This is a genomic window from Shewanella sp. H8 (genome assembly GCF_040285065.1).
Taxonomy (GTDB): domain Bacteria; phylum Pseudomonadota; class Gammaproteobacteria; order Enterobacterales; family Shewanellaceae; genus Shewanella; species Shewanella polaris.
Genome location: NZ_CP157213.1, coordinates 1,165,706 through 1,178,166 on the forward strand (window position 1 = coordinate 1,165,706; position 12,461 = coordinate 1,178,166).

Genomic DNA, 12,461 nt, shown 5'->3' on the forward strand with positions numbered 1-12,461 from the left:
ATGATGTTGTACTTATATAATAAAAGATAATCAGTGCTTCAAGGAGCCAAGATGCCTAACCAAATTACATTATTAGAACAAACCAAACATGGTGATTTAAAACTGACCCCAAGTGATTATTCACACATAGCAGAACAACACATTGTGCCAGTAACGTTACATGAAATTAATCGTGCTGCTACTGAGTATCCTATCGTATTTGTAAAAAACAGTGACACTAATGAATTTCAATCAGTGGCTATGTTAGGCTTAAAGCCAGGTCAGAATTTAAGTGTAAAAGACGGTAAATGGCTAGGTTTGTATATTCCTGCCGTTGTCCGTGATTATCCTCTTGGTTTAATCGTTAACCCCGATGTTAAAGACAAAGTATGGATTGGTATTCGTGAGAATGCTAAAGAAGTGACTAAAACAGAAGGGCAGGCAATGTTTGAAGATGGTAAAGAAACGCCATTTTTAGAAGCGCGTAAGAAAGCCTTAATTAGTCACTATGAACAAGATCAAGCTACACGTGGAATTTTAGGGTATTTAGCTGAAAAAGGATTATTAATAAATCAAATATTAACTGTAGATGTGGCGGGTGAGAAACGCAATATTAATGGCTTATATTTAATAGATGAAGCTAAATTAAATGAGCTAAGCGATGAAGAATTCATTGAACTTAAAAAGCGTGGTTTACTCGGCCCTATTTATGGTCATTTAGGATCGTTAAACCAAGTTAATCGATTAGCACGTATCGAAGTTCTTGGTAGATAACCACCAAGTTCTAAATAAAACGGGCACTCATGGAGTGCCCGTTTTATTTTTAGCTTATTAAATTAAATATGAGTCTAATAAATTTTGGATACAAAAAAACCACTCATTGAGTGGCTTTTTTGTTTTTATGGTGCCGGCACCAAGAGTCGAACTCGGGACCTACTGATTACAAGTCAGTTGCTCTACCAACTGAGCTATGCCGGCTAAATTATGGTGCCCGAACCCGGAATCGAACCAGGGACACGAGGATTTTCAATCCTCTGCTCTACCGACTGAGCTATTCGGGCAACTAACTAAGCGTTAGTTATCTACTTCAGACTAGGTATTAACTTGGTAATCAATGCCTGTCTCGTCTGGAGTGCGCACATAATATAGTGATGGTTTTTATCGTGCAAGTGGTTTTTCAAATGTTTTTACTCATTCGCTTAGTTAATGCACAAATAGGTACTTTTTTATCGGTTTATGGTGTTTTTAACACCAAAAGCAACTTTTAGTCACTAATTGTAATTTAGTGAAATCATCGGAGTTAGGTAACCGATTGAATAAAATAGCAGAATAGTCACTAGGTAGTTGATAATATTGTTTGTTTTTTGCTCGTAGCATCAGTGGCTTTCATTATTGCTTGTGGTCTAGAAGTTCTATTTTTGATAATCAGTTAGAGTTGTTGTGCTGATTAATGGTGAGGGTAAAGGATTATGCAGAAATTAGCGTACAAAAATGACTGGTAAACCACGTTAGCCTTAAAATATTTACTGTCTAAATTGATTTTGGTTTGGCTTTTGTTAACGTTTAATTCAGATAAGTAAAGATAGGTGTTAAGTCATTATAACAATGAACGAACAAACCCTAGATAACACCAAGCCGCTTAGTTAAGCGGCTTGGTTTATAAGTTTAGTCATTAATTATATCAATGCATTATTCATCTTCAGCTGGTGGTACATAGCCTTCGATTTCAACATCTTTACCTTCAAATAAAAAGTGAGTCATTTGCTCTTCAAGAAACTTGCGATCATCAACATTCATCATATTGAGTTTTTTTTCATTAATGAGCATGGTTTGTTTCTTTTGCCATAAGCCCCAAGCTTCTTTACTAATATTATCAAAAATACGCTTACCCAATTCTCCTGGGTATAGCTGAAAATCTAAGCCGTCAGCTGATTTGTTAAGATGTAGACACTGAACTGTGCGAGCCATGATGATTCCTTACTAACGTTAATAACTAATGTGTGACGAAAAGTACGGCTAAATTAGCCAAAATACGTTCTGTGGCGGCTGCCAACCCGACTTTCGCTGGTTGTTCTATGTTATACCAGAGAGCTGAGGTTTGTTCCATGATGCCGCTAGCGAGATCTGGAGATAGTTCAACTAACACAGGTTTAATATCAAGATGAAAGTGACTAAATGTATGTCTAAACCCTGCAAGCCCTTGCTCAGACTCTGTTAAATTATGCAGTGTTAAATAATCATCTAATTCTACTTGTTGTTCAAATTGAGGAAAACACCATAATCCTCCCCATATACCTGCTGGTGGACGTTGAATAAGTTGAACTTTTACTGACTCTTCGCTGTTATCGACTAAAACTAACATAAAAGCCGATTTTTCTGGCGTGACTTTTTTAGGTTTTTTGCCGGGATACAGGCTTTGATTCCCTGCTTGTTGAGCTTTGCAATCAATCGCTACAGGGCAGTCTGAACAGTTGGGTTTACTGCGGGTGCAAACACTTGAGCCAATATCCATCATCGCTTGGTTAAACTTTTCAATGTTTTTGCTTGGTGTTAAGGAATCGGTTAATTGCCACAATTGTTGTTCAACTTTTTTTTGTCCTGGCCAACCTTCAATAGCACCATGTCGGGCTAATACTCGTTTAACATTACCGTCTAAAATAGGGTGGTGTTGCCCCAGTGATAACGATAATACTGCGCCAGCAGTCGATTTACCTATTCCAGATAAGGCGACGACATCATCAAAATGAGTGGGGAACTCACCGTTAAAGGTATCGCGAATATGTTGGGCTGCTTTGTGTAAGTTGCGTGCTCTGGCGTAATAACCTAAGCCTGTCCACAAATGCAGCACCTCATCTTGATGAGCATTAGCAAGATCGACAACGCTAGGGAAACGAGCCATAAATTTTTCATAGTATGGAATAACCGTCGCAACTTGAGTTTGTTGGAGCATGATCTCCGATACCCAAACACGATATGGTGTTTTATTGATCTGCCAAGGCAGGGATTTACGACCATTTAGGTCATACCAAGCGATAATGCGCTCAGAAAATGGAGTCATATTTTTCATGGTCGCAGTGTATCCATAGCCATTTTATTACACAAGTAACCGCACTACTTTAAATTTATGTTTTGGCTAAATTAGCGTAAACATGTGCAATGAGTTTAGGTATAATGCGCCACTGAACTTTAATAAATGATCTATTACAGATAGCAATTGCGTATTGTGCTGATAAAGCTAGGTATCCTAGCGCTTAGATACATAAATATTTAGATTTAGTACCACAGCATAAGCAAATACGCAGACAATGAGGCAATAATGAGCGACGTTACCACAGCTGAATTTAACGAAGACGGTAAGTACATTCGTAAAATCAGAAGTTTTGTTCTACGCGAAGGTCGATTAACGAAAGGCCAATCTCAGGCTATTGAAGCTTATTGGCCAACAATGGGCCTTGATTACACTCCACAACCGTTGGATTTGGTCCAAGTGTTTGGTCGCGATGCTGATACCGTTTTGGAAATTGGTTTTGGTATGGGCGCATCATTAGTACAAATGGCCCAAGCAGCTCCAGAGCAAAACTTTATTGGCATCGAAGTTCATAAGCCTGGTATTGGTTCGTGTCTTGCGGATGCTGGTGAAGCTAACGTCACTAATTTACGAATATATCATCACGATGCAATGGAAGTGTTAGAACACAGTATTGCTGATGGCTCTCTTGCGCGAGTGCAATTATTTTTCCCTGATCCATGGCACAAAAAACGTCATCATAAACGCCGGATTGTACAAGCTGAGTTTGTACAGCTCATCCGTCGTAAGCTTAAGATCGGTGGCGTGTTTCACATGGCGACTGATTGGGAAAATTACAGTGAGCATATGTTAGACATAATGAATGCTGCAGAAGGTTATAAAAATCAATCTACAACTGGTACAGTTGTCGAACGTCCAGAGCATCGTCCGCTAACAAAGTTTGAAGCTAGAGGCCACCGACTCGGTCATGGCGTATGGGATATCATGTTTGAGCGTATCGCTTAATCACAACTACACTTTCAACAATTGGAGAATACACCATGGCGCAAAATCGCAGCCGTCGTTTACGTAAAAAATTACGAGTAGATGAGTTTCAAGAACTCGGTTTTGAAATAAACTGGACTTTTGATGAGTCTGTTTCTGAGCAAGATATTGATAATTTGGTTGATCAGTTCCTTATTGAAGTCATCGAACCTCGTGACTTAGGTTTCCACGGTGGTGGACATAAGCAATGGGAAGGCATTATTGCGACCCAAACTATTGGTAAATGTACTGAAGAAGATACAGCTGCAGTTAATGCATTTTGGAAAGACAAGCCAGTATCAGACCTAGAAGTCAGCGAGTTGTTCGATATTTGGTGGGGTTAAGCCAAATTGCCTGAGCAATTATTACTTCAACAAGCGGTCGATAAAGTAAGATCGTTATTGGGTAAAGGCAAGGTAGCAGGATATATTCCTGCTCTTGCCTGTGTTGACCCCAATAAAATTGGCATTGCAGTTACCACCATCGACGGAAACACAATTGGTGCTGGCGATTACCTCGAACCCTTTTCCATTCAAAGTATCTCTAAAGTTTTTAGCCTGACTCAGGCACTTAATTTATACACAGAAGATGAAATTTGGAGTCGTGTGGGTAAAGAACCCTCAGGGCATTCATTTAACTCGCTTGTACAGGTTGAATTAGAACGTGGTAAACCTCGTAACCCTTTTATTAATGCTGGCGCGCTGGTCATTGCCGACTTGTTGCAAGCCCGTTTAGGGGCGCCTAAGCATCGTATGCTTGAGGTGGTACGTCAATTGAGCCAGAACGCGACATTATCCTACGATAAAGTGGTGGCGGATTCTGAGTTCCAGTTCAGCGCACGCAATGCATCTATTGCCTATTTAATGAAATCATTTGGTAATTTTGACGGCGACGTTAATACCGTGCTTAAAAGTTACTTTCATTATTGTGCCTTAAGAATGAATTGCGCTGATTTGTCCCGTGCGATGTTCTATTTGGCCAATCGGGGTAAAACGCTGGATGGCGACAGCTTAGTTTCTCCGGTACAAACTAGGCAACTCAATGCGTTACTAGCGACATCCGGTTTATATGATGGCGCCGGCGAGTTTGCATATCGAGTAGGTATGCCGGGTAAAAGTGGTGTTGGAGGCGGTATTATTGCCGTTATCCCTGGCGATATGTCTATTTGCGTCTGGTCTCCAGAGCTCGATAATAATGGCAACTCATTAGCGGGCACGGCAATGCTAGAACATTTAAGCCAACAGTTAGGTCGTTCCATTTTTTGATTAACACTCGCTAAATTAATTCTTATTGAGATTCGTAAAATAGACTACTTTTTGGTTTGTTTTACGAATACACTTCCGCAATTGTTCATCCTTCAGCTTAATAACAAACTCCTTATTAACTTTATTGTATAAAAATCATTACTTTACCATTGTTGGCATAACTTGTGCTTTATAACACTCATACCTGACTTACTTATAGATACTCGTATAACAAAAGGATTTTTATCATGACCAAGCAAAAATTGATTTGTGGTTTAGCATTAACCAGCATGCTGTTTACCGCGGGAACGCTGACCCCAGCCATGGCAAAAATGTCAATTAATGATGAAAAGTGCAATGTTACATTGAACTATGACGTTACCGTTGAACCAACAAATTTACAGATTAGCGATAACGGAACTGAGAAATATCGCGTTGAATTGGGTCAGTTGTATGTCGATGGTAAAAAGGTCACATTAAATGATAAACAACAGTTGTTATTAACTCAGTATTCTGACGAACTGTCTCGCCAATTACCTGACGTAATTGATTTGGTGGCCGATGTGGTATCTATGGCATCTCAAGCCGTTAATATGGCGTTAACACCCATATTTGGTGATGCTACAGGTAGCCAAATTGATAAGTTAACCAGCGGCATTCAAAAACGCATCGATACTATGGCTTATCAGCAAGGTGATAAATTTTATTTAGGTTCAACAGATTCTTCAATTGAACATGCATTTAATGAAGAGTTTGAGCAAGAAATAGAACAAATGGTGACGAACTCAATGGGTTCATTAATGATGACATTAGGCAGCCAGATCATGTCTTCTGAAGGAGGTTCATTTGAAGAGAAAATGAATGCGTTTTCAGTAAAAATGGACAATGTCGGTAAAGATATCGAGCAACAACTAGAGTCACAATCACAAGGGCTGGAGCTACGTGCTAATAAGATTTGTGATAATTTTGAAGGATTACTAGTGTTAGAGAACCAAGTGCGTCAAGCCATCCCTGAACTTGCTCCTTACACCTTAGCTAAGTTAGGCGATTTAAAAGAGTAAGTGTATTTGTTGTGTAAAACCGTCCTTCCTGGACACCCACCTTTCCCCAGTGCTTTTTTAAAGACACTGGGGCTTTTTTTTAGACTTAATTTAGCCATTTCGCCGCTATAGCTAGTGTAGCTTTGTTCTGATAAAAAAATTGTCTATCATAAATATAGAACCATATAGGCTTTATTTGTTATACTCATAAAAACTATAACAATATTACTCCCTACTTTAGATGTGGTTATATTTCGGAATAGTCATTTGTTTGCACTAGTTTGTAAGATTGGTTGGTTTTGGTGTTTATTTCGCTTCAATCATCACAATCACTGAATGCTGATATTGATACTGATTTTTAGCAAGGTATAGTTATTAGCAGTGACAAACAGATATCTGAAATTTTTATTAATGTCGTAACCAGCTTAAGGCGACTTTCATGTTAGAACTGTTAGAACCTATCGCAATTTTTACCCATGTTGCTCGTGCCGGAAGTTTTAGTGCTGCAGCCAGACGTCTTGGCATTTCTAAATCTAAAGTGAGTACTCAAGTTGCAGATCTTGAACATAAACTTGGTGTTCAACTTATTCAACGTACTACTCGGAGTTTAAGTCTTACTGAAGCCGGTAATTTATTGTACTTGCAAGGTGAAGAATTACTTCGAGATGCAGAACAAGCAGTATCGAGTGTTCACAACTTAAATGATGCTACCCGTGGTGTGTTAAAAGTCGGGATATCGCAATCCTTTGGCACTATGCATATTATTCCCGCTTTACCGGCGTTTATGGCAAGACATCCAGATCTTGAACTACAAGTCAGTTTGCTTGATCACAAAGTCGATGTTGTTAGCGAAGGCTTAGATTTGTTGTTAACCATGTCAGAGCAATTGCCGCTTGGTATGGTGGCAAGACCGTTAATGAAATGCAATTTCTTACTAGTGGCATCGCCGGGTTATATTGCCCAACATGGTAATATTAGCCGCCCAGAGCAATTAGTTGAACACAATTGTTTGGTGTATCAAGGCGAGTGGCATGAGCACAGTATGTGGCAATTTAAGAAGGGTGAAGACTATTGCGAAATTGGTGTTTCAGGCAATTTCCGTGTCGATAATGCACCAGCGTTAAAATCGGCTGCTGTGAGCGGTTTAGGCATTGTATATTTAGCCAGTTATTTACTGGAAGATGAAATTGCCCAAGGGACATTGGTGCCAATGTTGCCCGATTGGCAGTTGACTCATAATCTTCCATTACAAGCCGTGTATCCTCGCCGCAAACATTTGGCTCCCAAAGTCAGTGCGTTTATTGATTTCATTAAAACGCATATTGGTAGCCCACCATATTGGGATGCAAAGTTCGAGCATTTGTATAAGCTTCGTAAGTAAAAGTGAAAACATTGTTCTTATTTTGAAATAAAGCCACAACATAGGTTGTGGCTTTATTTTTAATTGATTTAAATCAAAGTCTTACCCTGCTTTGGTATCGGTTAGGTGTAACGGTAATAATCAAGCAGTTAGTGATTTATATTTGTTAAATAGTTGAAGTTTGTTCTGATATCAATACAATAGTTAGGAGTTGATTCAAAATGATTTGACCATACGTTTGTTTGAGAAATGACCCCTTTTTAGACAAGCGTACAAATCTGCAAGGTAGCAATTTTTGGATCCGAGTTGGCTATGGTTTTCGAACTAAAATAATGCCAACCTTAAAACCATCACCCTAGTTTATTTGGTTTACCCCAGACTTTGTTCTGGGGTTATTTTTTTGTGGGAGTTGATAACGTAAAACGGCAACCTAAGGTTGCCGTTTTACGTTAATGCAGATGCTAGCTTACAGCGACTGAACTTGTTTAATCCACTTGTTTACTTGTTCTTCAAGAACATCTAATGGCAATGGACCATTTTTAAGGATTATGGTGTGAAACTCGCGAATATCAAACTTGGCTCCTAGCGTCTTCTTAGCCTGTTCACGTAGCTGAAGTATTTTAATCATTCCTACTTTATACGCTGTTGCTTGTGATGGCATAACAATATGACGTTCGACCATTTTTATCGCATCAGACTCAGCGTTTGGAGTATTCTCAACGTAATAAGCGATTGCTTGTTCCCGTGTCCACTTTTTAGCATGTATCCCAGTATCAACCACTAAACGGCATGCGCGCCATAGTTCCATTGATAAACGGCCAAAGTCAGAGTAAGGATCGGCATACATGCCCATTTCCTTAGGGAAATATTCTGAGTAAAGTCCCCAACCTTCAATATACGCAGTATAACCGCCAAATTTACGGAATTTAGGGATGCCTTGTAGCTCTTGCGCAATGGCAATTTGCATGTGATGCCCAGGGATCCCCTCATGGTAAGCCAGCGCTTCCATTTGATACTTTGGCATTGCGTCCATTTTATACAAATTAGCATAATAGGTTCCCGGACGAGAGCCATCTGGTGCTGGTTGGTCGTAAAATGCTTTACCTGCTGACTTTTCTCTAAATGCTTCTACTTTTCGTACCACTAATGCAGCTTTAGGCTTAATGGTAAACACTTCGTCTAAACGAGACTCCATGGTATCAATCAGCAATTTTGCTTGGGCGAGATATGCCGTTTTACCTTCAATGGTGTCAGGATAGTAAAACTGTTTGTCATCACGCATGAAGACAAAAAACTCTTGTAAGGTGCCAGTAAAATGTACCTTTTTCATAATGACCCGCATTTCATCATGAATACGGTTAACTTCAGATAGACCCAGTTTATGGATAGTATCTGCGGTCATGTCTGTGGTGGTGGTGCGGGCGAGGGCATTATTGTAAAACGCTTCCCCGTCAGGTAGTTTCCATGCACCATCTTTCGTATCTGCACGCGCTTCAAGTGATTTTGTATAGGTGATTAATTGCTCATAAGCTGGCTTTACCTTAGTAAGCAGAGCTTGTTTCACTTCAGCTAATAAGGCTTGTTTGTTGTCATCACTTATATCAAGTTTTGTTATTTTACGTTTGGCATCAGCCCATAACGCGCTGTCTTTACCCGTATCTGAAAATGGCGCCCCGGAGATAATGTTTTGACTGTCAGAAATCACATAGGCAAATACAAATTTGGGCGCGATGATATGTTTTTTAGCACGAATTTCTAACGAAGTTTCTAATTGCGACATTAGTGTCGGTATTGCATTTAAGCGGCTGATATAGGCTTTTGCATCACTTTCATCGGTAACTTGATGTTGATTAATCAGAAATGAGGCCACTCTTGAATGGACACCGTACATTTGGTTAATCGGATAAGTATGATAACGCCATTTATCATCGCTAATACTGTGCTCCAATCCAGCCTTTAATAATTCAAAACTGAGGGCGGCTTGTTCATTCAACTTGGTGACATCAAGGAGAGTGAGTCTTGTTAGTTGATCTTTGCTGCGGGCTAAATCGGCATCGGCATCGGCAGCGGCATCGGATAAATCATTCCATTTGCCATAGTCTTGTTTGATACCAAGATAAGTTTGGTTAACTGGATTAGCCATCACATTTTCCATAAAAATGGCTTCAAACAATGCATTGGCTTTTTCTGACTCAGTTTGTTGGCTGACAGCTGTTGTACTTTCTTGTGGGTTCAACTGCGGTAAATTATTCAAATTTGCAGTGGCTGACGTGCTTAATAAGCTTGATAACGCCAAAGCAACGAGAGTTGTTTTTGTATTTATAGACATTAATTTTTCCCAAAGTACTTAGGGCCTGCTGACCTTTCGACTGTGAAAGATAAACCCTCAGCTGATTATATGGTTATATCCTAATCAAGCTTTGCCTAAAAGTGTGAATATAAATGTTAGAAAGTGTGTTTTATAAGTTACTTGGATGTGGTTTTTTTGAGATTTTTTATAAAGTTAATTCGCAGATATTTGTTTATCAAAATACCTGCGGATCATATTGTGCTATTCAATCAGTTAATCTCAATTTGGGCATGATGAGGAGGCCAAAATCTGAATGTTTGAGCTACTTATCCCTTATTCGCAGTTCTACGCAACAGCGAAGACTTAAATAAATTGAGACAAGAGATCATTTACAAACATGTGACCTTTAGGTGTTAATTGCCAATGTGTTGTAGTTTCTGTTAATAACCCCCGTTCAATTGATTTTTGCATTCCCAATTTTACGACCTCTGCAGATTGGCCTGTACGTTGCTCAAATTCTGTTTTAGGGATTGGCGTCATTAATCTAAGACGGTTCATTAAATATTCTAATGGGCGATCTTCTTCAATGACATCAGTTGTTTCAAAAGTGTATTTATCTGCAGCGAGATAGCCCTTAGGGTGCTTTATTTTTACGGTACGGACAATTCGATTTGAATCGGGCAGGGTGATTTTTCCGTGCGCACCGCAACCTATGCCGAGGTAATCGCCAAATTGCCAATAATTTAAATTGTGGCGACATTGGTACCCTGGTTTGGCATAGGCCGATATTTCGTATTGCTCGTAACCTAATGCTGCTAAGCGCTGCTGACCTTGCTCGTAAATTTGCCACAGATTCTCATCGTCTGGTAATTGTGGCGGCTTTGAATGGAACAAGGTATTGGGTTCAATGGTGAGTTGATACCAAGAAAGGTGCGGCGGAGCTAAGGCTGTTGCTGTATCGATATCATGCATTGCTTCGTCAAAACTTTGGTTGGGTAAACCGTGCATTAAGTCGAGATTAAAACTTAAATAATCAGCTTGCTTGGCTTTTTGAGCGGCTATTTTAGCTTCATCCTCGTTGTGGATACGCCCAAGCAGATTAAGTTTTTCTTTGGAAAAGCTTTGCACTCCAATCGATAACCGAGTGACACCCGCACCACGGTAAGCACTAAAATCGTCATGTTCTAACGTACCTGGATTGGCTTCCATGGTGATTTCAATATTATCTTCAAAAGGGATTAAGGCTTGCGCGCCTTCAAGCAGGCGCTGAATTTGGCTGGCATCAAATAACGATGGCGTACCACCGCCGATAAAGATGGTATGCACCTTTCGGCCTTGCACGTAAGCCAAGTCTTGTTTTAAATCGTCCAATAGCGCATCAACATATTGTTGCTGAGGTAACTCACCATTTTGACCGTGGGAGTTAAAATCACAATAAGGACATTTTTGTACGCACCAAGGAATATGGATATACAAACTAAGCGGTGGTAATTGCAATGTCATTTATTGATGATCATCCGTTGTGTTATTTGGTGTATTAGTCGATGAGATAATCCCTTGTGCTTTCATTGCACTCACTAGCAGTTCAAGTGCTTTACCTCTATGACTATGGGCATTTTTTTGATCACGCGTTAATTCTGCTGCAGAGCAATCAAAACCTTGCGGAATAAATACTGGATCATAGCCATGGCCTTGCTCACCTTGTTGAGCATGATTTATTGTTCCTTCCCATGATGCTTGGCAAATTATTGGCGTAGGATCTTTTGCATGACGCATGTACACAAGTACACATTGGAAACGGGCAGTGCGCAGCGTTTCACCTTGTAATGCCTCGAGTAACTTGAGGTAATTGCTGGTTTCAGTCGCATTTTCACCAGAGTAACGGGCAGAATATATCCCTGGTTGACCTTGTAGTGCATCAACTTCAATACCAGAGTCATCTGCAATAGCCGCTTTACCGGTTATTTCAGCTGCGTGACGAGCCTTAATGATGGCATTTTCAACAAACGTCGTGCCTGTCTCTGCAACTTCTGTCACGTTAAATTGATTCTGTGGTAATACTTCAATATTAAATGCTGTCAGCATTTGATCAAATTCGGCAAGTTTGCCTTTGTTGCCACTGGCAAGAACAATTTGTTGTTTGACGAGAGTCTGCATAAGTCTTTTTGAAATGAGGATAAATTTGCCGTCATTATACCCTAACTACCCCGCGATAGGCTACGGGGGGGAGCTAGGCCGCTACGCGGATAGTGCGCTTCGTTTCTAGGGCGTGACCACATTACTGCTAAGATCTTAGGCCGCTACGCGGATAGTGCGCTTTGCTTCTAGGACGGACTACGTCCTGCTAGGGACAGCTTCGCTGCTAAGATTGAGTCGCTGGGCGACTAGGCTGTTGGCTTGCCATCGCTCGATATCGCTCGTCACCGACTCTTTCTTCTGTGTCTTTTTATTTTATAGCTTCTAGCCGCGAAGAGTCCTAGCTGCGCAGCGCTCTAGG

At 40.2% G+C, this 12,461-nt stretch carries 11 protein-coding genes and 2 tRNA genes; 6 read left to right on the top strand and 7 right to left on the bottom strand.

Features of this window, described 5'->3' with window-relative positions; genetic code table 11:
* Positions 1–51: 51 nt before the first annotated feature.
* Positions 52–753: a SapC family protein gene (locus ABIS04_RS05115; RefSeq protein ID WP_350432794.1), complete on the top strand. Its 702-nt coding sequence runs from the start codon at positions 52–54 to the stop codon at positions 751–753.
* 128 nt (positions 754–881) lie between these two features.
* Here ABIS04_RS05115 and ABIS04_RS05120 read toward each other — a convergent pair.
* From ABIS04_RS05120 to mutY, 4 genes are all read right to left on the bottom strand, one after another.
* Positions 882–957, bottom strand: a tRNA-Thr gene (locus tag ABIS04_RS05120).
* A gap of 7 nt (positions 958–964) precedes the next feature.
* Positions 965–1,040, bottom strand: a tRNA-Phe gene (locus ABIS04_RS05125).
* Positions 1,041–1,668: 628 nt separating this feature from the next.
* Positions 1,669–1,947: an oxidative damage protection protein gene (locus ABIS04_RS05130; RefSeq protein WP_140233627.1), complete on the bottom strand. Its 279-nt coding sequence runs from the start codon at positions 1,945–1,947 to the stop codon at positions 1,669–1,671.
* Positions 1,948–1,972: 25 nt separating this feature from the next.
* A complete protein-coding gene (gene mutY, locus ABIS04_RS05135) occupies positions 1,973–3,046 on the bottom strand; it encodes an A/G-specific adenine glycosylase (RefSeq protein ID WP_350432795.1) in 1,074 nt (357 codons plus the stop codon).
* A 249-nt stretch (positions 3,047–3,295) separates the two neighbouring features.
* Between mutY and trmB the strand changes: the two genes are divergently transcribed.
* The 5 genes from trmB (at position 3,296) to ABIS04_RS05160 (ending at position 7,695) form a co-directional block, all read left to right on the top strand.
* Positions 3,296–4,012: a tRNA (guanosine(46)-N7)-methyltransferase TrmB gene (gene trmB / locus ABIS04_RS05140; RefSeq protein ID WP_140233629.1), complete on the top strand. Its 717-nt coding sequence runs from the start codon at positions 3,296–3,298 to the stop codon at positions 4,010–4,012.
* Positions 4,013–4,047: 35 nt separating this feature from the next.
* On the top strand, positions 4,048–4,374 hold the full coding sequence (locus tag ABIS04_RS05145; protein WP_137222198.1) for a YggL family protein: 327 nt from the start codon (positions 4,048–4,050) through the stop codon (positions 4,372–4,374).
* A gap of 6 nt (positions 4,375–4,380) precedes the next feature.
* Positions 4,381–5,295, top strand: a complete 915-nt coding sequence (gene glsB, locus ABIS04_RS05150; protein ID WP_350432796.1) for a glutaminase B — start codon at positions 4,381–4,383, stop codon at positions 5,293–5,295.
* A gap of 227 nt (positions 5,296–5,522) precedes the next feature.
* Positions 5,523–6,335, top strand: a complete 813-nt coding sequence (locus ABIS04_RS05155) for a YggN family protein (protein WP_350432797.1) — start codon at positions 5,523–5,525, stop codon at positions 6,333–6,335.
* A 418-nt stretch (positions 6,336–6,753) separates the two neighbouring features.
* The gene (locus ABIS04_RS05160; protein ID WP_137222192.1) at positions 6,754–7,695 is read left to right on the top strand and encodes a LysR family transcriptional regulator; all 942 of its coding nucleotides are present in this window, start codon (positions 6,754–6,756) and stop codon (positions 7,693–7,695) included.
* 445 nt (positions 7,696–8,140) lie between these two features.
* Here ABIS04_RS05160 and ABIS04_RS05165 read toward each other — a convergent pair whose 3' ends face one another.
* The 3 genes from ABIS04_RS05165 to rdgB form a co-directional block, all read right to left on the bottom strand.
* Positions 8,141–10,003, bottom strand: coding sequence for a DUF885 domain-containing protein (locus tag ABIS04_RS05165; protein ID WP_350432798.1), 1,863 nt, complete (start codon positions 10,001–10,003; stop codon positions 8,141–8,143).
* 324 nt (positions 10,004–10,327) lie between these two features.
* Positions 10,328–11,467, bottom strand: coding sequence for a radical SAM family heme chaperone HemW (gene hemW / locus ABIS04_RS05170; RefSeq protein WP_350432799.1), 1,140 nt, complete (start codon positions 11,465–11,467; stop codon positions 10,328–10,330).
* A complete protein-coding gene (gene rdgB / locus ABIS04_RS05175) occupies positions 11,468–12,121 on the bottom strand; it encodes an RdgB/HAM1 family non-canonical purine NTP pyrophosphatase (protein ID WP_350432800.1) in 654 nt (217 codons plus the stop codon).
* Positions 12,122–12,461: the final 340 nt, after the last annotated feature.

Bases quoted from the DNA above. Each gene is read 5' to 3' on its own strand.
- ABIS04_RS05160 (WP_137222192.1), top strand. From the start codon at position 6,754: ATGTTAGAACTGTTAGAACCTATCGCAATTTTTACCCATGTTGCTCGT.
- rdgB (WP_350432800.1), bottom strand. From the start codon at position 12,121: ATGCAGACTCTCGTCAAACAACAAATTGTTCTTGCCAGTGGCAACAAA.
- ABIS04_RS05115 (WP_350432794.1), top strand. From the start codon at position 52: ATGCCTAACCAAATTACATTATTAGAACAAACCAAACATGGTGATTTA.
- ABIS04_RS05130 (WP_140233627.1), bottom strand. From the start codon at position 1,947: ATGGCTCGCACAGTTCAGTGTCTACATCTTAACAAATCAGCTGACGGC.
- hemW (WP_350432799.1), bottom strand. From the start codon at position 11,467: ATGACATTGCAATTACCACCGCTTAGTTTGTATATCCATATTCCTTGG.
- mutY (WP_350432795.1), bottom strand. From the start codon at position 3,046: ATGAAAAATATGACTCCATTTTCTGAGCGCATTATCGCTTGGTATGAC.
- trmB (WP_140233629.1), top strand. From the start codon at position 3,296: ATGAGCGACGTTACCACAGCTGAATTTAACGAAGACGGTAAGTACATT.
- ABIS04_RS05165 (WP_350432798.1), bottom strand. From the start codon at position 10,003: ATGTCTATAAATACAAAAACAACTCTCGTTGCTTTGGCGTTATCAAGC.
- ABIS04_RS05155 (WP_350432797.1), top strand. From the start codon at position 5,523: ATGACCAAGCAAAAATTGATTTGTGGTTTAGCATTAACCAGCATGCTG.
- ABIS04_RS05145 (WP_137222198.1), top strand. From the start codon at position 4,048: ATGGCGCAAAATCGCAGCCGTCGTTTACGTAAAAAATTACGAGTAGAT.